This window comes from Pseudomonas persica, from assembly GCF_900291015.1.
Taxonomy (GTDB): Bacteria; Pseudomonadota; Gammaproteobacteria; order Pseudomonadales; family Pseudomonadaceae; genus Aquipseudomonas.
On sequence record NZ_OLKL01000032.1, the window covers coordinates 20945 to 43657 of the forward strand.

At 64.9% G+C, this 22713-nt stretch carries 22 protein-coding genes; 6 read left to right on the forward strand and 16 right to left on the reverse strand.

All coding sequences use genetic code 11. The features are described from left to right. Positions 1-53 precede the first annotated feature (53 nt). On the forward strand, positions 54-668 hold the full coding sequence (locus FQ664_RS15370) for a LysE family translocator (RefSeq protein ID WP_144173019.1): 615 nt from the start codon (positions 54-56) through the stop codon (positions 666-668). On the opposite strand, the gene FQ664_RS15375 is transcribed toward FQ664_RS15370, so the two are convergent. Continuing rightward, positions 616-1341 carry a metallophosphoesterase gene (locus tag FQ664_RS15375; protein WP_144173020.1) on the reverse strand — a complete coding sequence of 242 codons (726 nt, stop codon included), beginning with the start codon at positions 1339-1341 and terminating at the stop codon, positions 616-618. The genes FQ664_RS15370 and FQ664_RS15375 overlap by 53 nt on opposite strands. A 75-nt stretch (positions 1342-1416) precedes the next feature. Here FQ664_RS15375 and FQ664_RS15380 point away from each other — a divergent pair, with 75 nt between their 5' ends. From FQ664_RS15380 to FQ664_RS15390, 3 genes are all read left to right on the forward strand, one after another. Continuing rightward, positions 1417-1932 (forward strand): DUF3016 domain-containing protein, encoded by a 516-nt coding sequence (locus FQ664_RS15380; protein ID WP_144173021.1) that lies wholly within the window; start codon positions 1417-1419, stop codon positions 1930-1932. Between the two features lie 70 nt (positions 1933-2002). Continuing rightward, a complete protein-coding gene (locus tag FQ664_RS15385) occupies positions 2003-2740 on the forward strand; it encodes a carbon-nitrogen hydrolase family protein (protein WP_144173022.1) in 738 nt (245 codons plus the stop codon). Beyond that, complete coding sequence (locus FQ664_RS15390; RefSeq protein ID WP_144173024.1) at positions 2737-2979, forward strand: hypothetical protein; 243 nt, start codon at positions 2737-2739, stop codon at positions 2977-2979. Before FQ664_RS15385 ends, FQ664_RS15390 begins: the two co-directional genes overlap by 4 nt. A 4-nt stretch (positions 2980-2983) precedes the next feature. Here FQ664_RS15390 and FQ664_RS15395 read toward each other — a convergent pair whose 3' ends face one another. From FQ664_RS15395 to FQ664_RS15430, 8 genes are all read right to left on the reverse strand, one after another. Further along, a complete protein-coding gene (locus FQ664_RS15395) occupies positions 2984-3484 on the reverse strand; it encodes a methylated-DNA--[protein]-cysteine S-methyltransferase (protein WP_144173025.1) in 501 nt (166 codons plus the stop codon). Between the two features lie 134 nt (positions 3485-3618). Beyond that, positions 3619-5259, reverse strand: coding sequence for a fatty acid--CoA ligase (locus tag FQ664_RS15400; protein ID WP_144173026.1), 1641 nt, complete (start codon positions 5257-5259; stop codon positions 3619-3621). Between the two features lie 11 nt (positions 5260-5270). Then, positions 5271-7049 carry an acyl-CoA dehydrogenase C-terminal domain-containing protein gene (locus FQ664_RS15405; RefSeq protein WP_144173027.1) on the reverse strand — a complete coding sequence of 593 codons (1779 nt, stop codon included), beginning with the start codon at positions 7047-7049 and terminating at the stop codon, positions 5271-5273. Then, complete coding sequence (locus FQ664_RS15410; protein WP_144173029.1) at positions 7042-9507, reverse strand: efflux RND transporter permease subunit; 2466 nt, start codon at positions 9505-9507, stop codon at positions 7042-7044. The genes FQ664_RS15405 and FQ664_RS15410 overlap by 8 nt, the downstream gene beginning before the upstream one ends. Before the next feature lie 15 nt (positions 9508-9522). After that, positions 9523-10518 carry a WD40/YVTN/BNR-like repeat-containing protein gene (locus FQ664_RS15415; RefSeq protein WP_144173031.1) on the reverse strand — a complete coding sequence of 332 codons (996 nt, stop codon included), beginning with the start codon at positions 10516-10518 and terminating at the stop codon, positions 9523-9525. Positions 10519-10539: 21 nt separating this feature from the next. Next, entirely contained in the window at positions 10540-11898 is a 1359-nt protein-coding gene (locus tag FQ664_RS15420; RefSeq protein WP_144173032.1) for a DUF1329 domain-containing protein, read from the reverse strand. A gap of 38 nt (positions 11899-11936) precedes the next feature. After that, a complete protein-coding gene (locus tag FQ664_RS15425; RefSeq protein WP_144173033.1) occupies positions 11937-13892 on the reverse strand; it encodes a DUF1302 domain-containing protein in 1956 nt (651 codons plus the stop codon). 76 nt (positions 13893-13968) lie between these two features. Next, positions 13969-14547: an RBBP9/YdeN family alpha/beta hydrolase gene (locus tag FQ664_RS15430; protein ID WP_144173034.1), complete on the reverse strand. Its 579-nt coding sequence runs from the start codon at positions 14545-14547 to the stop codon at positions 13969-13971. A 207-nt stretch (positions 14548-14754) separates the two neighbouring features. On the opposite strand from FQ664_RS15430, the gene FQ664_RS15435 reads away from it, so the two are divergent. Beyond that, positions 14755-15765 carry an AraC family transcriptional regulator gene (locus FQ664_RS15435; RefSeq protein ID WP_144173035.1) on the forward strand — a complete coding sequence of 337 codons (1011 nt, stop codon included), beginning with the start codon at positions 14755-14757 and terminating at the stop codon, positions 15763-15765. Between the two features lie 96 nt (positions 15766-15861). On the opposite strand, the gene FQ664_RS15440 is transcribed toward FQ664_RS15435, so the two are convergent. From FQ664_RS15440 to FQ664_RS15470, 7 genes are all read right to left on the reverse strand, one after another. Continuing rightward, positions 15862-16872, reverse strand: a complete 1011-nt coding sequence (locus FQ664_RS15440) for a YeiH family protein (RefSeq protein ID WP_144173036.1) — start codon at positions 16870-16872, stop codon at positions 15862-15864. Then, a complete protein-coding gene (locus tag FQ664_RS15445) occupies positions 16869-17195 on the reverse strand; it encodes a Rieske (2Fe-2S) protein (protein WP_144173037.1) in 327 nt (108 codons plus the stop codon). Before FQ664_RS15445 ends, FQ664_RS15440 begins: the two co-directional genes overlap by 4 nt. After that, entirely contained in the window at positions 17192-17845 is a 654-nt protein-coding gene (locus FQ664_RS15450; protein WP_144173038.1) for a DsbA family protein, read from the reverse strand. The genes FQ664_RS15445 and FQ664_RS15450 overlap by 4 nt, the downstream gene beginning before the upstream one ends. Beyond that, positions 17842-19158, reverse strand: a complete 1317-nt coding sequence (locus FQ664_RS15455; RefSeq protein WP_144173040.1) for an MFS transporter — start codon at positions 19156-19158, stop codon at positions 17842-17844. The genes FQ664_RS15450 and FQ664_RS15455 overlap by 4 nt, the downstream gene beginning before the upstream one ends. A gap of 126 nt (positions 19159-19284) precedes the next feature. Continuing rightward, positions 19285-20337, reverse strand: a complete 1053-nt coding sequence (locus FQ664_RS15460) for a beta-keto acid cleavage family enzyme (RefSeq protein WP_144173041.1) — start codon at positions 20335-20337, stop codon at positions 19285-19287. A gap of 53 nt (positions 20338-20390) precedes the next feature. After that, complete coding sequence (locus FQ664_RS15465; protein WP_144173042.1) at positions 20391-21239, reverse strand: TauD/TfdA dioxygenase family protein; 849 nt, start codon at positions 21237-21239, stop codon at positions 20391-20393. A 13-nt stretch (positions 21240-21252) separates the two neighbouring features. After that, positions 21253-22233 carry a quinone oxidoreductase family protein gene (locus FQ664_RS15470; RefSeq protein ID WP_144173043.1) on the reverse strand — a complete coding sequence of 327 codons (981 nt, stop codon included), beginning with the start codon at positions 22231-22233 and terminating at the stop codon, positions 21253-21255. Between the two features lie 229 nt (positions 22234-22462). On the opposite strand from FQ664_RS15470, the gene FQ664_RS15475 reads away from it, so the two are divergent. Then, positions 22463-22669: a hypothetical protein gene (locus tag FQ664_RS15475; protein ID WP_144173044.1), complete on the forward strand. Its 207-nt coding sequence runs from the start codon at positions 22463-22465 to the stop codon at positions 22667-22669. Positions 22670-22713 lie beyond the last annotated feature (44 nt).

Consider the following 22713-nt stretch of genomic DNA (forward strand, 5'->3'; position numbering starts at 1 on the left):
GCGTGAGCGTCGAAGGGCAGAGTTCGGCTTTTCCGCCAGAGCAGCCTCCCCCAATGCAACAGTTCCTGATCATCGCCCTCGCCCACTTCCTTGCCCTGCTCTCTCCCGGCCCGGACTTCTTCCTGGTCGCACGCACCTCGGTCAACGCCGGCTGGCGCGTCGCCAGTGGTGCCTGCCTGGGCATCGCCCTGGCCAATGGCGTGTTCATCGCCATGGCTTTCACCGGCCTGTCGGTACTGCAGGAAGGCAGCCTGCTGTTCACCATTCTGCAACTGGCCGGCGCCGGTTACCTGCTGTACATCGGCACCCTGTTCCTGCGCCATGCCGGGCAAACCAGCCTGGGCGCAGTCGCTGGCCAGCAAACCGCCCAAGGGTGGTGGCGGGGATTGGGCATGGGGTTCCTGTCCGGCATCCTCAACCCCAAGAATGCGCTGTTCTATGCCAGCCTGGTCAGCATGGTCGCCAGCGCCAGCGTTGGCTGGAAAGCAACCTACGCCCTGTGGATGTTCAGCATCGTGTTGCTGTGGGACCTGTTGGTTGCCGTGGCCATTGGCAACCCGCTGGTGCTGCGGCGCTTCGCTCGCAGCCTGCCCTGGCTGGAGCGGGCCTCCGGGGTCATGCTGGTGCTATTGGCTGCGGTATTGCTGTTTCACCTGGCCCGGGGCTGAGCAGTTGCAGGGTTCGCATGTCCATCAAGGTGAAATGACCGCTGGCCCAGCCTCCGGTGTCCAGGTGCCAGACGTTGCCCAACAGCTTGGCCTCCAGCACCGGCGTGTGGCCCACCAACAAGGCACGCAGGCCCTGCACAGGTTGGGTATCGCCTAGCTTCAGGCGCCGCCGCGACCACTGGCACACTTCCCGTACTTCGGGGTCGTCATCCAGCTCCAGCCAGGTCCTTAATACCGCCCAATCGGCAAACGGGCTGTCGGCATGCAGCAGGCCTACCAGGCCCGCCGCACTTTCAACCTCTATCGCAATCGGCAACTGCTCGAAGCGCTCCACGAAACGCAACTGCTCGACCCGCGGCAAGTCAAGAAACCAGCCGCCACCGGCGGCGCGGTACATGTCCAGATCGAGCCGCCCGCCGCGCACGCGGGTAATTGCCAAGGCCTCATGATTACCTTGCACGGCATGGAACCAGGGCTGCGCCAGCCATTGCAGCGCTGCCTCGCTGTCCGGGCCACGGTCGACCAGGTCACCCACGCTGAACAGGCGGTCCACGGCCGGATCGAACCCCACCGCATCCAGGCATTGCTGCAGGCGCTGGAAGTGACCATGGATATCGCCCACCGCCAGGTCACGTCCCCGCAGATTGGCAATCAGACGCCGAAACCGTGCCATTGCAATCTTCCTCTGCTGGGGCCGCCATGCCAGGGGTAAAATGGAGGCACAGCCAATCTAATCCGGAGGTGCATCATGCGTACCGCCCTCGTGTGTGCCGTGCTCGTGGCGCTGTCACTGGACAGCATGGCACAAGGTGCCCCGGCCGCGCAGGTCGAGGTGCGTTTCGACCATCCGGAAAAATTTCGTGATGCCAGCCTCGACAGTCACGGGTACGCGCGTGGCGCCGATGCCTATGTGATGAACACCCTGACCCAGTACCTGCAGAAGCTTGGCCAACGCTACCTGCAACCCGGCCAGCAACTGGTCATCGACATCCGCGACATCGACCTGGCCGGGCGCTTCGAGCCCTGGCACAGCCAGGCCTACGATGTACGCTTCATGCGCGAAATCACCTGGCCGACCATCGACCTCAGCTACACCCTCCGCCAACCGGGCAAACCCGACCAGCAAGCGCAGGAGCGGGTCAGCGACAAGATGTACCTCAGCCGCCCGGGCCGGGGCACGAGCAGCAGCGACCGCCTGTATGCCGAGAAGGCCATGCTCAACGACTGGTTCCGCCAACGCTTCGCCGCGTACCCGGCTTCCTGACCCCTTCACTGGAACAGGCGTTGCTACCGGTAGTATGCTCGGCCCTTCAACCAACCAAGGAAGGTTCTGCATGAAACTGTGCGCCGTGCAACTGGCATCGTTCAAGGGCGATGTGCAAGCCAACCTCGACCGCCACCTGGCCTGCATCGAGCAGGCCGCGGCCCTCGGCGCCGAACTGGTGGTGTTCCCCGAGCTGTCGCTGACCGGCTATGAGCCAACCCTAGCGCGCCAGACTGCCCTGCCAGTCAGTTCCGCGCGGCTGGACCCGCTGCAGGCAGCCTGCGACCGGTTTGGTATCACCGTCGCCGCGGGCCTGCCACTGCCGACACCCGATGGCATCCGCATCGGCATGCCAATCCTCAGCCCCGGCGCACCGCGCCAGGCCTATGCCAAGCGACGCCTGCATGATGATGAACTGGCCTGGTTCACCCCAGGCGATCAAGCCTTGCTGCTGCAGGTGGGAGCGCACCGGGTAGCGCCTGCAATCTGCTACGAATCGATGTTCATGGCGCATGCCGCCGCCGCGCGGGAACACGGCGCCGACCTGTATCTGGTCAGCGTGGCGAAAACCGCCAAGGGCATGCGCGAGGGTTACCTGCACTACCCCGAAGTGGCTCGCGAGCTGGGCATGCCGGTGTTGCTGGCCAACTGCGTGGGGCCGGCCGACACCTTCATCGGTGCCGGCGGCTCGGCGGCCTGGGACAGCCAGGGGCGCTTGCTGGCCAGCCTGGACGATCACAGCGAAGGGCTGATCGTGCTGGACACAGCCAGCGGCAGTGCCGTGGCCGTGGATGCTCACCCGGCATGATCTATCTGTTCCTGGCGTTGCTGAGCTATGCCTGTACCTACTACCTGACTGGTTTGCTCATCCAGGGGCAACTGGCCGATGTGGCCGAAGGTTTGCGCCACCGGCCCGGTGCGCCGACACCCGGCGAGTACCTGCGCGCAGTCAAACCACATGCGCGCCGGGCCCATCGGCACTACACCCTGATGGCCGGCTCGGCGCTGGCCGTGCTGGTCTGCCTGGTCGCCAGCTGGCTCTGCTGACGCCTTACAGGTCCAGTGCCAGGCTTTGCCGGCCCTCCAGCGCCAGCAGGTATTGCTTGGCCGCCAGGCCGCCGGCAAAGCCGGTCAGGCTGCCCGAAGCACCGATCACCCGATGGCATGGGGCGATGATCGAGATCGGGTTGCGGCCATTGGCGGCGCCGACCGCGCGCACCGCGCTGGGGTTGCCGATCTGCCGGGCGATGTCGCTGTAGCTGCGGGTTTCACCGAACGGTATCGCCAATAGCGCGGCCCACACCTGGCGCTGGAATTCGGTGCCGGCAAAATCCAGCGCCAGTTCGAAGCGCTGGCGTTTGCCGGCAAAGTACTCGCCGAGCTGGCGGGCGGTTTCCAACAGTACCGGGCACTGGTCGTCACGGTGCAGGGCGCCAAGGCGCACGCGGTTTTCCCGCTCATCTTCCCAGAGTACGGCTGCCAGGCACTCGCCACGGGCTACCAGGGTCAAGGTGCCGACGGGCGAGTGCATGAAAGTGAATGCGCTGGACATAAGCAGGCTCCTGCCAGGTTGCGATCAACCTACTGTACGCATCCACAGCCCTGCCTGCATCCGCTTTCTTGCTCAGGCAATGTGGGAGCGGGCGCGCCCGCTCCCACATTGCCACCAGCCGGTCTTGCCAGCATTTAGAGAAATGCCTGCCGGATCCGCTTCTTGTCGATCTTGCCAACGCTGGTCTTGGGGATCTCGTCCACGCAACGCAGCTGCCGCGGTATCGCCCATTTGTTCAGATGCCCGCTGTCGACAAACGGCTGCAGGTGCCCGGCCAATGCTGCCTGATCGAACTGCATGCCGTCACAACGAACCACCAACGCTAACGGTTGTTCACCCCACTGCGGGTCCGGGATGCCAATCACTGCCACCGACGCGACAGCCGGGTGCTGGCTGATGAGGCTTTCCAGCGCCACCGAGCTGACCCACTCGCCGCCGGTCTTGATCACATCCTTGATCCGGTCGCGAATACGCACCACACCCGCCGGGTCGATGCAGGCCAGGTCGCCGGTGTGCATCCAGCCTCCCAGCCACAACGCGGCGCCCTGCTCCGGTTCATGCAGGTAGCCCTGGGTCAGCCACGGCGCACGCACCACGATTTCACCCAGGCTTTCGCCGTCACGGGGCACATCATTGCCTTCCGAGTCGATGATGCGCAGGTCCACCAGGGCAATCGGCACGCCGGCATCGATACGTAGCGGCAGCTGTTGCGCCATGGGCAGTGCCAGCAGGTCGGCGCTCAGGTGGGTGATGCTGAGCAGCGGGCAGCTTTCCGACATGCCGTAGCCACAATGCACACTGATGCCGCGCTCGCTGGCACGCTGCGCCAGGCCCAGGGTCAGGGCGCTGCCGCCCAGCAGCATTTTCCAGCCAGTCAGGTCGGCGCGCTGCCCTTCCTCGCTGTCGAGCATCATCTGCAGCACCGTGGGCACACAATGCGAGAACGTCACGCCCTCGTCGCGGTACAGGCGCACCAGGCGGTTGGGCTCGTAGCGCCCAGGGTAGACCTGCTTGATGCCCAACGCCGTGGCCACATAGGGCACGCCCCAGGCATGCACGTGGAACATCGGCGTGATGGGCATGTAGACGTCGCCGCTGCGCAGCAGCGGCAGCTCACCGCAGGCCGCCAGGGTGCCTTGCTCGACCAGGGTATGCAGCACCAGTTGCCGGTGGCTGAAGTACACGCCCTTGGGGTTGCCGGTGGTACCGCTGGTATAGAACAGCGTGGCCAGTGAGTGCTCGTCGAAATCGGCGAAGTCGAACTGCGGCTCGGCAGCCGCCAGCAGCGCTTCGTACTCGCCGAGCAATGGCACGCCCTGAATTGCGGGGCCACCGTCGCCAAGGCGGATGAAGCCCTCGACGGTCGGCAAGTCATCGCGTAACTGCGCCATCAATGGCAGGAAGTCGTCATGCACCAGCACCAGGCGGTCCTCGGCATGGTTCATGGTGTAGCGCACCTGCTCGCTGGACAGCCGCACGTTCACCGTGTGCAGCACCGCACCCAGCATTGGCACGGCAAAGAAGCACTCCAGCGCCCGGTGGCTGTCCCAGTCGAGCAAGGCCACGGTGTCGCCAGGCTTGACCCCGGCGGCGGTCAGCACATTGGCCAGCCGCTGGATGCGTTCGAGCAACGTGGTGTAGGTGTAGCGCAGCTTGTCGGCGTAGACGATTTCCTGGCTCGGCTGGTAGCGCACGCCAGACAGCAGCAGGCGCTTGATCAGCAGTGGATAGGCGTAGGCCTGCTCGGCTGCGGGCATGACGCGTGTGGTGATCATGTCGGCGGCCTTCACAGTTGCCCGTCCTCGAGCAGGTACAGGCTATCGCTACCGGCCCTGACGCTGGCGCTAAGCGAATGAATGCGTGGCAGCAGGCGGGCAAAGTAGAAACGCGCGGTGCCCAGTTTGCTCAGGTGGAACGGCTCGGGCGCCGCCTGGCGTTGGCATACCGCAGCCATGCGTGCCCACAGATATGCGTAGAAGGTGTAGCCAAACACCTGCAGGTACTCCACCGCCGCCGCGCCAAGCTCACGCGGGTTGCCCTGAGCCCGGTCGAGCAACCAGGCGGTCAGCTCGTCGAGGTTGCGCACGGCAGCCAGCAATGGCGGGCCGAACTCGGCGCACGCCGCGGGCAGCGCCTCGGCAAAGGCGGTAATTTCGGCGGACACGCTGCGATAGGCCTGGCCACCATCGCCAAACAGCTTGCGCCCCACCAGGTCGAGGGCCTGGATGCCATTGGTGCCTTCGTAGATCTGGGTGATGCGGCAGTCGCGGATCAACTGCTCCTGGCCCCACTCACGGATATAGCCATGACCGCCCAGCACCTGCTGACCATGCACGGTGGTCTCCAGCCCCATGTCGGTGAGGAAGGCCTTGGCCACCGGCGTGAGCAACGCCACCCTGGCCTCGGCCTGCGCGCGCGCGACCGGAGCGTCGCTGTATCTGGCCAGGTCCAGCTGCAGCGCCACGTAGGTGGAAAAGGCCCGCCCGCCTTCGTTCAGCGCTTTCATGGTCAGCAGCATACGCCGCACGTCCGGGTGGACGATGATCGGGTCAGCGCTTTGCCTGGGCGCTTCGGCGCCGGTTGGCGCACGACCCTGCTGGCGATCACGGGCATAGGCGATGGCACCCTGATAGGAACGCTCGCCCAGGGCCAGGCCCTGGATACCTACGCCCAGGCGCTCGTAGTTCATCATGGTGAACATCGCGTTGAGGCCCTTGTTCGGCTCGCCGACCAGGTAGCCGATTGCACCGTCGAAGTTCATCACGCAGGTGGCCGAGGCCTTGATGCCCATCTTGTGCTCGATCGAACCGCAACTCACCGCATTGGCCTCGCCCAGCACGCCGTTGGCGTCAACCAGCAGCTTGGGCACCAGGAACAGCGAAATGCCCTTGGGCCCGGTGGGCGCATCCGGTAGCCGCGCCAGCACCAGGTGGATGATATTCTCGGTCAGGTCCTGCTCACCGCCGGTGATGAAGATCTTGGTCCCGCTGATGCGGTAACGGCCACCGGCAACCGGCTCGGCGCGGGTACGAATCAGGCCCAGGTCAGTGCCAGCGTGCGGCTCGGTCAGACACATCGAACCGGTCCAGCGCCCTTGGTACATGGGCGGCAGGTACAGCGCCTTCAACGGCTCGCTGGCATGGTTGAGCAACGCCAGGCAGGCCCCAGCGGTCAACATCGGGTACAGGCCGAACGACAGGTTGGCGGCATTGAGCATTTCTTCGAGTTGGGCGCTGATCACTTTCGGCATGCCCATGCCGCCGTATTCCGTGGCTCCGGCCACGCCCACCCAGCCATCGGCGGCAAATGCCCGGTAGGCATCGGCGAAGCCATCAGGGGTACGTACCTGGCCGGCCTCCCAGCGGCAGCCTTGCTCGTCGCCACTGCGGTTGAGCGGCGCCACCACCTCGGCAATCAGCTTGCCGGCCTGCTCCAGCACGGCCCGGGCAGTGTCGCCATCGACTTGCTCGGCCAGGGCGGGCGTTTGCGCCCACCAGGCCGGGATGTCGAACACTTCGTTGAACAGAAAATCCATGTCGCGCAGTGGCGGAAGGTAATCAGACATGAGGCGAGCACTCGGTTTCTTGGGTTTGCGGAAGCGGCGCGGCCTGGGCCTCGGCAGGCGCCGGAGCAGTCTGGCCACGCAGGAGGAAATGCGACAAAGCCGGGATCAACACCAGCGCGCCGAGCATGTTCCACAAGAACATGAAGGTCAGCAGCAGCCCCATGTCAGCCTGGAACTTGATCGGTGACCAGGCCCAGCCGACCACGCCGGCCGCCAGGGTAATGCCGACCAGGCCCACTACCCGGCCGGTAAAGGCCACGGCTTTCTGGTAGGCCTGGGCCAGGCTCAGGCCGGCGCGCTGGTAGTGCAGCTGCACGCTGAGCAGGTACAGGGCGTAGTCCACGCCAATGCCCACGCCCAGGGCGATTACCGGCAAGGTGGCGACCTTCACGCCAATGCCCAAGGCCACCATCAGCGCCTCGCACAGCACCGAGGTGAGCATCAGCGGCAGGATCGCCACCAGCGTGGCGCGCCAGCTGCGGAAGGTGACCAAGCAGAACAGGGTGACAGCCAGGTACACCAGCAACAGCATGCGGTGGTTGGCCTCGCGGACCACCGCGTTGGTAGCGGCCTCGATGCCGGCACTGCCAGCGGCCAGCAGGAACTGCTGTTCGGCGCTGCTGTTGGCCTGGGCAAAGCGCTCGGCCACGGTGGCCACCTGGGCCAGGGTGTCGGCGCGATGGTCCTTGAGGTAGGCGATTACCGGCATCAACGAGCAGTCGTTGTTGAACAGCTCCGGGGCGTTGACCGAGGCCTGCTGGGCGGCGTAGTTGAGCACGTCCTGGTTGCGCTGCAGGCTGTTCAGGCGCGGGTTGCCTTCGTAGGTGCCTGCGGTGATCTGGCGCACGGCATTGGCCAGCGACACGGTGGTCTGCACACCTGGCAATTGCTGAAGCTCCCAGGCCAGGCGGTCAGCCAGGACCAGCGTCTGATACTGCAGGCAGCCTTCCGGGGCGGTCTTGACCATCACCGCGAAGGTGTCGCTGGACAGCGCGTAATGTTGCGTGATGTAGGCGTTGTCGAGGTTGTACCGGGAGTCGGCGCGCAGCTCAGGGGCGCCGCTGTCGAGGTCACCGATTTTCAGCTGCAGGCTGCCCCAGATGCCGAGTGCCGCCAGCGCCAGGGCTGCCAGCAAAGCGGCACTGGCCCACTTGCGTTCGGTGAAACGGTCGAGCAGGTCCCACAGCCGACCAAAGCCACGATGCTGGGCGGCGCGGGCGTCGATGGACAGCGCCCGCTCGGCAGCCTTGCGGCCGACACCAATGTAAGACAGCGCCACCGGCATCAGCAGCAGCGAAGTGAAGATCAGCACTGCCACGCCAATGCTGGCGGTGATGGCCAGGTCCTGGATCACCGGGATGTCGATCAGCATCAGCACGGCAAAGCCCACCGCATCGGCCAGCAACGCGGTCACCCCGGCCACGAACAGACGGCGGAAGGTATAGCGCGCTGCCACCTGGCGGTGGGTGCCACGGCCGATGTCCTGGAGGATGCCGTTCATCTTCTGCGCCGCGTGGGATACGCCAATGGCGAAGATCAGGAACGGCACCAGGATTGAATACGGGTCGATGGCGTAGCCCAGCCAGGCGACGATGCCCAGCTGCCACACCACCGCAGTCAGCGAACACAACACCACCAGCAAGGTGCTGCGCACGCAACGGGTATAGCAGTAGATGATCAGCAGGCTGGTCAGCACCGCCAGGGCGAAGAACGCCATCACCTGGATCAGCCCGTCGATCAGGTCACCCATCAGCTTGGCGAAGCCGATCACATGGATGCGGTACTGGCCGCTGGCCTGGTACTGGCTGCGCAGTTGTTCGAGCTTTTGCGAGAAGGCGTGGTAGTCGAGACCTTTGCCGGTGGCCGAGTCCTGGTCGAGCAGCGGCACGATCAGCATGCTCGACTTGAAGTCGCGCGCCACCAGGCTACCGACGATGTTGGCGCGCTCGATGTTCTGCCTTAGTTGCTCGATGTCACCCGCCGCGCCCTGGTAGCCGTCGGGCATCACCGGGCCGCCCTGGAAGCCCTCCTCGGTCACCTCGGTCCAGCGCACCGCCGGGCTCCACAGCGACTTCACCCAGGCTCGGTCCACGCCTTGGCTGAGAAACAGTTCGTCATTGATGTGGCGCAGGGTCTGCAGGTAGCCCGGGTCGAAGATGTCGCCCTGAGTGTTTTCCACCACAACCCGCACCGCGTTGCCCAGGCCACGCAGTGATGGGCGGTTTTCCAGGTAGTTCTGGATGTAGGGGTGACTCTGCGGCAGCATCTTGTCGAAACTGGGGCGCAGCTCCAGGCGGCTCAGTGCCATGTAGCCCAGTACCAAGGTCGCCAGCAGCATGCACAGCAGGAACGGCAGGCGATGGTTGAACACCAGGCGCTCCAGGCCGCTGCCCGAGCGTGGGTCGAAATCGTCGAGATCGCGGATTACCGGAAGGGTGTCTTGGCGGGTAGCGGCCATCAGGGTCTTCTCTTGTTATGGGTGCAGCGTGGAGTTGCCGGCCTGCTTGCGCACGCCGCGCTCGCCGACCAGGACCAGGCCATTGCCGGTGTCAGCGGCGAGCGCGGTCACCGGGCCACGGGCACTCTGCGGCACCAGGCTGAAGCTGGCGCCATCATCCCGGCTGAGCAGCAGGTCGCCGGCCTGGCTGGCCAGCCACAGCTGGCCGTCACGGTCGACGCCGGCGGCGCTGAGGCTGGTGTTCACACCGGTGCTGACCGCTTGCCATTGCCGGCCGCCATCGGTGCTGCGGTAGGCATGCCCACGCAGGCCGTAGACCAGCAGCACACCGGGCTTGCCGACGGCACCGAACAGCGTACCGGCGTAGGGGGTTTCGACGCGGGTGAAGCGTTCGCCATCGAGCTTCAACAGCAAGCCCTGCTCGCCGGTGATGTACAGCTCGTCACCGATTACGGCCAGGCTGGTCAGGTGCAAGCCTTGCGGGTTGTCGCTGTGCTCGAGCCAGGGCTGCCAGTGCTCGCCGCCATCAACGGTACGCAACAGCAGGTTGAACACGCCGACCGCATAGCCGTTGCGGGCATCGCTGAACCACACGTCGAGCAAGGCATTGTCGCTACCCGTGCCCGGCAGTTGTTCGGCCAGCGCCCGGCCATCCAGCTGCTTCTGCCAGTGCACGCCACCATCGCGGCTGTGCAGCACCACCCCATCATGGCCAACCGCCCAGCCCAGTTCTGGCGTGGCGAAGCTCACGGCATTAAGGTCTGCGCTGACTGGCACCTGGGCCTGCTGCCAGCGCGCGCCGTGGTCGTCGGAGTACAGGATGTGCCCACGCGGGCCCACCGCGACCAGGCGCTGCCCGGCCAGGGTGACATCGCGCAAGGCGCTGCTGACGACCAGGGCGCTGGGCATGGCGGGCAGGTCCAGCACATCGGTGAAGGGCGCCGCCTGGGCCACCCCCTGCAGCGCGGCCCAGGCCAGAACCACCACGCTGCATCGTTTGAAGACAGACATTGCCACCTCTGCTCGGTGCGTTCAGCGAATGCCGTTGCCGGCCAGCGACTCGGGCGACCACTGGGTTTTCGACAGCGGGTCGATGTAGCGGATGCCGCCGTAGGCACCGACCACACCATTGAGGTTGTAGGTGCCGCCGATCAGGTCATAGATCATGAACGGCGTGGCGTCCGGGGTCTGCTTGTCGTAGCTCTGGGTGAGGAAGGCGAACGAGCCACGGTACAGCTGGCCACGGGCGTCGTACTGGTCCGAGGCCAGGGCGATCCAGCTGTCTTCGTCGAGGTAGAAGCGGCGCTTGTGGTAGATGTGGCGTGCACCATCCTTGAGCTTGCCTTCCACCACCCACACCCGGTGCATCTCCCAGCGCACGAACTGCGGTGCCAGATGGTTGGGGGTAATCACCTGCTTGACGTCGGTGTTGTAGGTCAGCTGGTAGGTGTTGTACGGCACGTACATTTCCTGCTTGCCGACCAGCGTCCACTCGTAGCGGTCCAGCGCACCGTTGAAGACGAACACGTCATCGTAGGTACCCGAACCCGAGGTACCCGGGTTGGGCGTGTCGTAGGCCAGGTTCGGTGCCAGCTTGACCCGGCGCTGGCCCGGCAGGTACTGCCAGGCGCTGCGTGGCTGCACCAGCGGGTTGGCGGCGTCGCGCAGCATCATGGCTTCGCCGGCGCGGCGTGCGGGCCCGGTGTACACCAGTTTCATCTGATAGTAGGTGTCCTTGGCGCCAATCGGCTTGGCCATGTCCTCGTAGATCGGATAGCTGATATTGGCCTGGCCGGTGGTAGCCAGCGATGGCTTGCCGGCGGCGTCGACGTTCCACGAGTCGTACTTGGCCGTCATGCTCACGCCCTGGTAGCGCAGCAGGAAGTTCCACATCGCCTCGGCGCCGTTCTGCGGAATGGGGAACGGGATGCCCGGCAGCACGTTGTCTACCGCAGTGCCACCCTCCTTGCTGTTGGCGCCAGTGGCATTCTTGCGGGTATTGTCGAGTACCGCTTGCGGCAGCGCCACGCTGCGGTGGGTCGGGTACACATCGACGCGGTAGCTGGGGTAGCGCTTGAGCAGCTCCTGGGTGGTGGCGGTCAGTTGGCCCTTGTACTGCTCGGCGTTCTTGCCATCGATGACCAGCAGCGGCTTGTCGCTGGCGAACGGGTCGGGGCGCATGCTGGCGCCGCTCTGGTAGCCGGCCGGCGGTGTCAGCAGGCCGCCCTGGTAGGCCGGGATCGAGCCATCGGCATTGCCGGCCTTTTCCGCGCCGATGGCGGTCAGGCTGGTGCCCAGGCGCGCGGCCTGGTCAGTGGAAACGGCGGCCTGGGCAGCGTTCAGTGCGGCCAGTGACAGGCACGAGGCCAGCAGGATACGTACGAAATTCATGATGGTTGTCTTCCTGTGTAGGCTGTAGGAAACACGACTCAGAAGGTCGTCTTGACGGTCAGGTACAGGGCGCCACGGTCCTCGGTGGTGGCACCACCGCCGGAGAAGGAGGCGTAGCCGCCGCCGTAGCAGGTGTAATCCTGTTCGCCGTCCAGGGCGTTGGGGGTGCTGCCGTCGGTCTGGCCGTCCTTGCAGGCCTTGGTCTCACCGAAACTGTCGACGTACTTGAGGTCGACGAAGTACTGGTTGTAGATTGCGGCGCTCAAGCCCACCGCATAGTTGCCGGTATTCTCGGCGCCACCGCCCTGCACCGGCGACACGCCGTCCAGACCGACGTTTACCGACAGCGGCATACTCAGGTCCATGCCCGGCAGTACCTGGTACCAGGTAGGGGTGAAGTTGACGGCGATGCCCCAGTTGTCGCGGGTGGACTTGTCGATGCCGCGGTAGCTGCTCTTGCCCTTGTACAAGGCCTCGTTGTGGCTATCGAGCTTGAGCAGGTTGCTGTAGAACAGCTCGCCAAGCACGGTTGCCGCATCGAACAGCGGCGTATCGCCAATGGTCATCAAGCCGTTCAAGGTCCAGTGCAGGGTGTCGCCGGTGGCGCTCAGGCCGTCGCCATCCTTGGGCACGTCGTAGATCACCCCGCTGCTGGGCAGGCGTGCCGGCAGCAGGCCGAAGCCGCCGCCCAGGCCACCTTGGCCGGGGGCACTGACGATCGCCGGGATGCTCGCCAGTGGCATGTTGTGGCGGATGTTCAGGTCGCTGCCGACACTGATGCCGCCCACATCCTTGGACAGGCTCAGGCCATAGATGTCGATGTCGTCGGAGTAGGCGAACTGGTAAGTAGTGCTTTGCAACGAGTTGTACAGGTTGCCGACCGCGCCCTGGCGGCTGCCCGGCGGGTTGCCGAACGGGCCGTTGGCGACGGTCATGCCGCGCGCGTCGAGCCAGGCCTGCGGGAGGATCTCGGAGGTCTTGCGGTAGTAGAAACCGAGGGTGCCACCCAGCCATTCGGGCGACCACTTGGCCATGACGCCCCAGTCGCCGCTCTTGCCTGGTTTCAGGTCATGGCCACGGCGGATGGTGGTCAGCGCGCCGCGCACCGGGATCAGCCCCGGGGTGCCGGTGTGGCCTAGCAGGAAGCTTTGGCCACCCTCGCCTACCACATCCGAGCCGCCATAGTAGGTACCGGCTTCGGGCAGGCGGGCGGCGTCCCAGTCGAAGAAATATTGTGCGCCCAGGGTCAGTTCAGGGTTGACCAGAAACGAGGTCGACAGCTGGTTGCGCGGCACGAACAGCTCCTTGGCCTCGGTGCCCGGAGAGGCGGCCAGTTTGGCCAGGTCGAGGCCGGACTGGCCGTAGCTCAGCGAGTGCACCGGGTTGAGCAGGGTTTCACCCCAGAACAGGTTGTGCTGGCCCAGCTTGGCGCTGACCTGCGAGGCCTCGCCGACTTCACGGCTCATGAACACGAAGGCATCCAGCACTTCACCGGACGGACCGCTGTAGTAACGCTGGGCGTAGTTGCTCAGGTGCGGACTGCCCAGCGGCACGCCGGTACCGGGCAGGCCATTGAGGCTGGGGTTGATGCCGGACTGGTCACCGTTGCCGTTGACGAACGGGTTGCTATTGGAACCGGTGTTGTCATAGGCCTTGTCGTACCAGCTGGCGGTACTGATGCGGAACCCGGTGTTGCCCTGGTAGACCACGTCCAGTTCGCTGAGCAGGTCGACCCGGTTGGTGATGTTGGTGCCCGCCTTGCGGAAGTTGTAGTCACCGTCGTTGCTGTTGGGCGTGCCCAGCATGCGCTTGTCGGCACTTTCGGTGCGCACGCCATAGTTGTATTTGACAGTGTTGTCGAAGCGCACGGCCCAGTTTTCATTACCGGTATCGACTTCGAACGCCTGGGCGGCGGGCAGCGTGAGCAGGCCGATGGCGCAGGCGAGCAGGCAGCGCTGTGGTTTCACAGCACGGTGAATGCGGTGTTCTGGCATTACGATGGCTCCACGTATTGTTATTGTTTTTTTTTCGCCGCCCGTCTTATGCGGGCGTGCCTGGGGCGTCCATGCGCTATTGCAGGTTGGGCTGGTCCAGTCGCTGGATGAAGGCCTCGGCCTGCGGCCAGGGGCCGAAGCCGGAGGCCGGATTGAGATGGCCGACGGCGCCCAGCTCGACCAGTTCACTACCCCAGCCTTGGGCCAAGGCGCCGGCAGAGGCAAAGCTGGCCAAGTGGTCGTTGCTGCTGGCCGCGACAATGCTGGGGAACGGCAGCGGCTCAAGGGGTAATGGCGACCAGCCGTGTTCGGCCAGGCTGGCCGGGCTTGGGTAGTGAGCCGGCCATTGCGCGTTCAGGTCGGGTGGCGCCGCCAGTAATGCACCCTTGATCGGCCGCCGGTAGCGCGCCGCCCAGTGGGCGACCATCAGCACACCAGCGCTGTGCGCCACCAGAATCACTTCACCCTCGATCTGGGCCAGCTCGCGCTGGATCGCCTCGACCCGGGCCGTGCAGCACAGGCCGTCGACCTGCAGCGGCGGTACGCTGCGCACCTTGGCCAGGCGGCCTGCGAGCAGGGTCTGCCAGTGCTCGGCGACATGGTCGCGCAGGCCGGGGACGATCAGCACGGTGGCAGTGGTTTGCAATTTTTCCACGGTGAACCTCGTGTGCGGTATAGCGCTTGAGGTTCACAGTAAACAGCCCACCCACCGGGTGCTTCACATTCGGCGTCAGGGGCTTTTCATTTGATGACAATGGCCCAGGCAGGGCTTTGCTTTTCAATTCATGACACGCAGGCTATAAAACACAAAACGCATGTCGGCATACCCAAAAACAAGAAACCGCATGGAAAACAACAGACGATGCCCGCCCTAGTTCGTGCCGCCAGCTTGACCAATTACCTTGAGGTGTCCCGCCACCTGGGCCTCAATCCCCAGGCGCTGTTGGCACAGGTTGGCCTCAGCGCCGCGTTGCTCGATGACCCCAACCGGCGTATCCCGGTTGCCAGCGTCATCACCTTGCTGGAGGCCTCCGCCAGCGCCACCCGCTGCGAAAGCTTCGGGCTGCGTATGGCCGAGTTGCGGCAACTGTCGGACTTCGGCGAAATCAGCCTGCTGCTCAGCCACCAACGCACCCTGCGTGATGCGCTGCAGGTGATCGTGCAGTACCGTCACCTGCTCAACGACGCCCTGGCCATTCATATCGAGGAAGCCGGCAAGACCGTGGTCATTCGCGAGGAGGTGATCAACGAACGCGCGCCCTTCAGTCGCCAGGCCACCGAGTTGGCCATTGGCGTGATGATGCGTCTGTGCGCGGCACTGCTAGGTGCCCACTGGCACCCGATCAGCGTCAACTTCACCCACGCGCCTCCCGCCGACCTGGCCACCCACCGGCGCATTTTCGGCTGCACGCTGGTGTTCGGCAGCGAGTTCAACGGCATCGTCTGCCCGGCCGCCGATCTCGACAGCGCCAGCCCGCAGGCCAACGAAGCCATGGCGCGCCTGGCGCAGCGCTACCTGGACAGCCTGCCGGCGGGCGGCACGCCGTCGCTGGAGCTGGAGCTGCGCAAGACCATCTACCTGCTGCTGCCCATGGGCCGCGCCACCATCGAGCAGGTGGCACAGACCCAGGGCATGAACGTGCGCACCCTGCAGCGGCGCCTGGAAGAAAGCGGGTTGACCTTCAAGGACCTGATCAACAGCGTGCGCCGTGACCTGGTGATGCGCTACCTGGAAAACCCCGGCTATTCGCTGGGGCGTATCGCCGACATGCTGGGCTATTCGATGCCCAGCTCGTTCACCCGCTGGTTCATCGCCCAGTTCGGCATGCCGCCGGCCAGTTGGCGGGCACAGCGGGATGAGCAAGGGTCTTAGCCATGAGCGAACAGGCCACATGGGGCTGCTGCGCAGCCCATCGCCGGCAAGCCAGCTCCCACCTCGACCGCGCTGCTCTCTAGGCCTGTGCAGTTCCTAAAGGGCCCAGTGCATCAGCGCCAGCACCAGTAGCACGAGGAACACACTCTCCCCCACCATCAGCGCGATGGGTTTGAGCCCGACCGAGGCCAGCGCCTTGAGCTGGGTCTTCATGCCCAGTGCGCTGATTGCTACCACCAGGCAAATGCGCGACAACTCATTGATGCCGCCCTCCACCGCCATCGGCACCCAGCCTGTGCTGTTGACGCAGGCCAGTAGCAGGAAGCCGACCGCAAACCAGGGCAGCAAGGGCGGCCGCTGGCCACCGGCTTCAAGGCCCTGGCGCCGGGTAATCATGGCCGCGCAGACAATCACCGGCAACAGCATGGCCACCCGCATCAGCTTGACCACCGTGGCGATGTCACCGGTCTCGGTGGACATGCTGTAGCCCGCCCCCACCACCTGCGCCACATCGTGAATGGTCGCACCGAGGAAGACCCCCGCCTGCGCGGGTGACAGCTGCAGCCACTGGGCAATCATCGGGTAGACGATCATCGCCAGGGTCGACAGCGCCGACACGCCGATCACTGTGAACAGCGTTGCATGTTCCTTGCGCGGGTGCTGGGGCAAGGCGGCTGCCAGCGCCAGCGCCGCCGAGGCACCGCAAATGGCCGTGGCACCGCCGGTGAGCATGCCGAACAGCCGTGAAAAACCCAGCACCTTGGCCACCACCACCGAGACCAGGATCGTCACCACCACCAGGGTCACGACCAAGGCCACGGGCTTCCAGCCCAGGCTGGCGATCTGGTCCAGGGTGATACGCATGCCAAGCAGCGCCACCCCCAGGCGAAGTACCGTGCGTGCGGTGAATTCGATACCGGCCTTGCAGGGGCCGTCGACCGCGAGAAAGTTCAGCGCCATCCCCAACAGCAGGGCAAACAGCATGACCGGCGCCGCGTAATGCTCGCTGAGGAAACTGGCGGCCGCGCCGACGATAAGGCTGACCACCACTCCCGGGGCAAGGGTGCGGATACGCTGATGGGTAGCGCTCAGTGCCAGTGTATTCATTGCCCCGCTTCCTCACTGTCAAACACGATGTAGACCTGCCCGCCCTGCTGCTCGACCGGGTAGCAGGCAACCTTCAAGGCCCTGGAATTGACCAGGTAGCCGCTGGCCAGGTCAAAGCGCAGGCCATGCGCGCAGCACTGGATGACACGGCCTTCCAGCCGCCCGCCGCACAACGACGCACCCTGGTGCGGGCAGCTGTCTTCGATGGCATAGAACGAGTCGGCCACGTTGAACAAGGCCACGCTACGGCCTTCGCAGGCCAGCAGCACGCGGCCGTTACGTTCCGGCACCTGATGGGGGGCCAGTGCAATACGCCGGGTCATACCCGTTCAACCTCTTGCAGCGCTTCGATCATGGCCGCAAACAGCACCTCGGCAGGCTGCGCGCCAGCGATGAGCGGCCCCTGGTTGAAGCGGAACCGCGGCACGGCACTGCCTGCACGCCCAGCCCCATTGAGGAACGGGCCGCCATCCTCACGCAGGCAGTCGACTACCTGTGCGGCCTCCAGCCCGCAACGCTGGGCGATGTCGAGCAAGGTGCGGCTGTCCCCCAGGTCGCGGCCTTGGTGGAAATGGGCGATGAGCAGCTGTGCCAGCAGGGCTTCCAGTTGCGGTGCATCGAGCAGCCGGGTGGCCCGTTGTAGCAGCCTGTGGGCGCTGGCGGTGTTGGGCATGCGGCGAATACGCGAGAAGTCGATGTTCTCGCCTACCACACGAGCAGCAGCGCGCACCTGGGCCTGGCGCTCGCGCATCGCCTCCTCGCTGCCCAGGCGCTGCAGGTAGAAGGCATGGAACGGCATGCCACCGGCTGGCAAGCCAGGCAATAACTGCACACCTCGCCATTGCAGTTGTACTTGCACTTGCGGCTGTTCGCGCTGCAACAGCAACAGCGCGGCCTGCAGGTGCCGCTGGCCAATCAGGCACCACGGGCAGACGAAATCGAAGAACACTTCGACGGATAGCAGCTGTTTCACGGCTTCAACTCCCGGGGTGCGCCGGCAGCGTTCTGTGCCGAGGTACGCAGACGCTCCATGTCGCGGTGGTAATGACGCTTGCCAAGGAAAAACACCGCCGCAGCAGCGATACTCATCAGCGGCACCAGCTGGAAGGCGGCATGCAGGCCGATCAGGTCGGAAACCCGTCCAGTGATCAGCGGCCCGGTGGCCAGGCCCAACAGGTTGTTGGCCAGGGTCAGGGTGGCGAACGCGGTGCCGTGCACCGAGGCGTGGGTGAGGTTGGCGACCATGGCACTGGACGGGCCGTTGGTGCCGGCGGCGATCATCATGCCCAAGCCAATCAGCACCAGTTGCGCGGTGCCGGCTGGCAGTGCGAAAGCGAGGGACAATAGCGCGCAACTGCCCAGGCAGTAGGCGATCGCCAGGCTGATCTTGCGGTCCGGGCGTTGCCGCCCGAGGCGGTCGCAGAGCATGGCGCAGAGGATCATGCCAATGCCGCTGCACAACACGATGACCGCGGCGATTGCCCCGGCGCGGTCTGTGCCCATGGCGTGATAGCGGTTCAGGTAGCTGGGCATCCACACGATCACAGTGCCGCCGACGAACAGCTGCAGGCCGCTGCCGACGTAAGCCGCAATCACCGAACGGCTGCTGTACAGGGTGCGCAGCGGGCGGCCGGCCTTGCCCGGCAAATGCTGCGCGCATTCAGGTGCAATACGTGCCTCCTTGACGATCAACGGGTACAGCACCGCAAGTACCAGGCCGAACAGCGCCATGCCGGCGAATGCCCAGCGCCAGCCCAGGTGCTGGGCCAATACACCGCCCAGGGCCATGCCCAGCACCGAGCCGAACATGCCACCGGCCATGAACGCACCGGCCAAGGTCGAGCGCATGTCGCGGGGGAACACGGCGACCACCACAGCGATGCCGACACTGCCGTAGGCAGCCTCACCCACCCCGACCAGAAACCGTGCGACAAACATTTGCGGGTAGTTCTCCGCCAGAGCGCAGCCGAGCGTGGCCAGGCTCCACAGTACCGCCATCAGCACCAGGCTGCGCACCCGGCCGAAGCGATCGGCCAGCAGCGACAGCGGGAAGGTCAGCAGGCCGACCATCAGCGCGACGATGCCGCTGAGCAAGCCGAGCTGGCTGTCGCTCAATGCCCATTCGCCCTTGAGCAGCGGGAACACCGCGTTGAGCACCTGGCGCGACATGTAGTCGGAGATCAACAGGCCAAAGGTCAGGGCGAAGACCACCCAGGCATAGCGCCGGGGGACGCTGTGGGCGGTGTCGGTGGCGGAGTCTTCGGCACTGGCGAGATAGGTGGCCATGTTGCCTCCTTGGGTGTGGGGCGTGAGGTTGTTCTTGTTGTTATGGGTTACAGCCAACATTCATGTTGCTTTTGCGGGCCTCTTCGCGAACTCGCCCGCGAAGAGGCCGGGCCTGCCGCACCAGCATCAGCCGCGCTGCGGCACGCCCTTGTTGCCCGGCTGGCGATTCGGCGCCATGCCGTTGGCCTTGAGGGTCTGCTCGATGCTGTCGTACTGCTGCCCGATACGGTAAATGGCGCGAGCTTCCTTGCCGCTGGCAATTTCGCGGCCCAGTTCGTGGGCTACACGCACGGTCTGCTGGATCTGCTGCACCGAGGTGAAGCGCTTGCCATGCTGGTCGATGATGGTGTCTTCGTTGCCGCAGCGCGGGTGCAGACCCATGGCCAGGGCCATGGTGTTGAACGGCAGCACGTTCTTCAGCAACGATTCGGCGGTCAGGGTGCAACCGTCCGGCGCGCGGTGGATGAAGTTGAAGAAGTTGAACGGGTTGGGGCCGTCGAAGCCGCCGCCGATGCCGATCCAGGTCAGGTTCAGCGGGCCCATGTAGTCACCACGGCGGACAATCCGCTCGAGCGTCTCCAGGGCATGCATGCCAGTCAGCTGGAAATGCGGCTGGATGTTGCTGGCCTGCAGGCGGCGCAGGTGCTCACGGACCCAGGCCGGGCCGGCCGGCACGGTCATTTCGCTGTAGGCAGCATGAATCGCCGGGCTGGCCAGCGAGGTGCCTTCCAGGTACTCGGGGTACAGCAACTCCATGATGTTCATCTGCGTGGTGTTGATGGCCACAGTCACCTGGTCGGGGCGCGGCGTCAGCTCGGCGAGCATGTGCCGGGTGTCGTCCGACAGCCACTTGGCCGCCTCGCCTTCGCTTTCCGGGGCGAAGGAAATCGACCCGCCAACCTGGATGATCATGTCTGGGACCGCTTCGCGCACCCCGGCGATCAGCTCGTTGAACTTGGACAGGCGCTTGGAGCCTTTGCCGTCCAGCTCACGCACGTGCAGGTGCAGTACCGTGGCGCCGGCATCAAAGCAGTCGACGGCCTTCTGCACCTGCTCGTCCATGGTCAGGGGAATGTCTTCAGGGAAATCTTCGGGCATCCACTCCGGGCCATAGGGGGCCACGGTGATCACTACCTTTTCCATGTTTTCCGGGTGCAACGAATCGTCGAAGAATTGCATGCTGTAGTCCTCGCTATTGTTATTGTGCGTTGCCGCCAGCGACGGCGGCGAACTCAGAACGTGGGGCCGCCCTTGATCCCGGCACGCTCCATCTTGCGGTGGCACGGCGGGTAGTCCATGACGGCGTAGTGCTGGGTGCTGCGGTTGTCCCAGATCGCCACGCTGTTGGGCTTCCAGCGCCAGCGCACCTGGTACTCCGGCAGGTAGGCCTGGCTGATCAGGTAGCGCAGCAGGTCGCCAGCGCCAGGGTTGGCGTCCTGACCGAAGCGCACCCGCTGCGGGGTGTGGTAGTTGCTGAAATGGGTGGTGAAGGCGTTTACGAACAGTACCTGCTCGCCAGTTTCCGGGTGGGTGCGCACCACCGGGTGTTCGGCATCGGGGAACTGCGCCTTGAGCGCCAGGCGCTTTTCCAGCGACATGGCAGCGCCAAAGCTGGCCTCGATGCTGTGGCGGGCGCGCAGGCCTTCGATCTTGGCCTTCACATCGCCTGGCAGGTTGTCATAGGCCAGCACCATGTTCGCCCACATCGTGTCGCCGCCCACTGTCGGGCATTCGATGCAGCGCAGCACACAGCCCATCGGCGGCGCCTCGCGCCAGGTGGCGTCGGTGTGCCAGGCGTTTTCATAGCGGTCGTTGGGCTGGTCCGGGCGCTTGTAGATCTGCACCAGGCCCGGGTGTTCCGGGTCGCTGCCAGCCACCGGGTGGTCCTCCAGGTCGCCGAAGCGACGGGCGAAGGCCACGTGTTCGGCGCGACTGAAGTGCTGCTCACGCAGGAACAGCACACGGTGCCGGAGCAACTGCGCGCGCAACTGGGCGAACAGGTCGTCGTCGTGGATGGCGTCGGCCAGGTTGACGCCACTTACCTCGGCCCCGATCGCGCAGGTCAGTTGTTCGATGTGCATGCTGTTGCCCTCTTCAGATGACGAAGATCGACGAGCCGGTGGTTTTGCGCGCTTCCAGGTCGCGGTGGGCCTGAATGGCATCCTGCAGTGCGTAGTGCTGGTTGATCTCGATACGGATGCGCCCGCTGCCGACGTGGTCGAACAGCTCGCCGGCCAGGTCGGCCTTTTCTGCCGGGTCGGCGATGAAGTCGGCCAGTGCCGGGCGAGTAAGCTGCAGCGAGCCCTTGATCGCCAGCAACTGCGGGTCGAACGGTGGGATGGTGCCCGACGCCGTGCCGACGCAAACCATCAGGCCGCGGCGCTTGAGCGAATCGAGCGAGCCCATGAAGGTGTTCCTGCCAACGCTGTCGAACACCACGTTCACCCCCATCCCGTCGGTCAGCTCACGCACGCGGGTGGCCACGTCCTCGACGCTGTAGTTGATGACGTGGTTGCAGCCATGGGCGCGAGCCACTTCGGCCTTGGCCTCGGTGGACACCGTGCCAATCACGTTCAGCCCCAGCAGCCGCGCCCATTGCGCAACGATCAGGCCGACTCCGCCAGCGGCGGCATGCAGCAGCACGCTGTCGCCGGGTTTGAAATCATGGAGCCGACGCAGCAGGTAGGCGGAGGTCAGACCGCGCATGGTCATGGCGGCAGCGGTTTCGAAGGCAATGGAATCCGGCAGCTTGATCAGTGCGGCAGCGGGGATCAGGCGCTCGGTGCAGTAAGCACCCAGGGTGTTGAGGAAACCGGTGTAGGTGACACGGTCACCGACCGCCACCTGGGTCACGCCCTCGCCCACCGCCTCTACCACGCCGGCCGCTTCCACGCCGATGCCGTTGGGCAGCGGGATCGGGTAGGTGCCGTTGCGGAAATAGGTATCGGCATAGTTCAGGCCGACCGCCACCTGGCGCAAGCGCACCTGCCCCGGACCGGGCTCGCCGACCTCGGCATCCTCGTAGCGCAGCACCTCGGGGCCACCGGTCTGATGGAAACGTACGACTTTGGACATGCTTGTCTCTCCAATCATCGATCTGGACGCATGGCGTCAGTTCTGGGTGATTGGACTGTATGCCCTTGGGGTGCGGGGTGCTTCGCATCGGACGACAGCGGGTTTTCATTTGATGACAGTACGGGCGTCGACCTGACATTCACGAAAACCGTGTTTTATTCATGAGTCGCCTTGATGCTTATCCATGCTCAGACTAATACTTAACTATCTGCCTGGGGAGGCACGAAAAATGCAACCAAGATTCGTTATCGTTCCCGCTGTGCCGATCGAAAAGGAGTCGTTCCGCGTGGGTAGCCGCTATTACGCCGCTACCGTTTGTGGGGGATTCGACATTTACGACAACCAAGCGAAGGAGCGGCTCAAGCCCAGTTATCCAAGCAGGACGGCTGCGCAGGTGCAATGCGAGCAGATGAACAAGCGCAGTGATGCAGGCTGAGCGCGGGCGCAACTGTCTTATCCGAAATCCAGATGCCTGCGCGG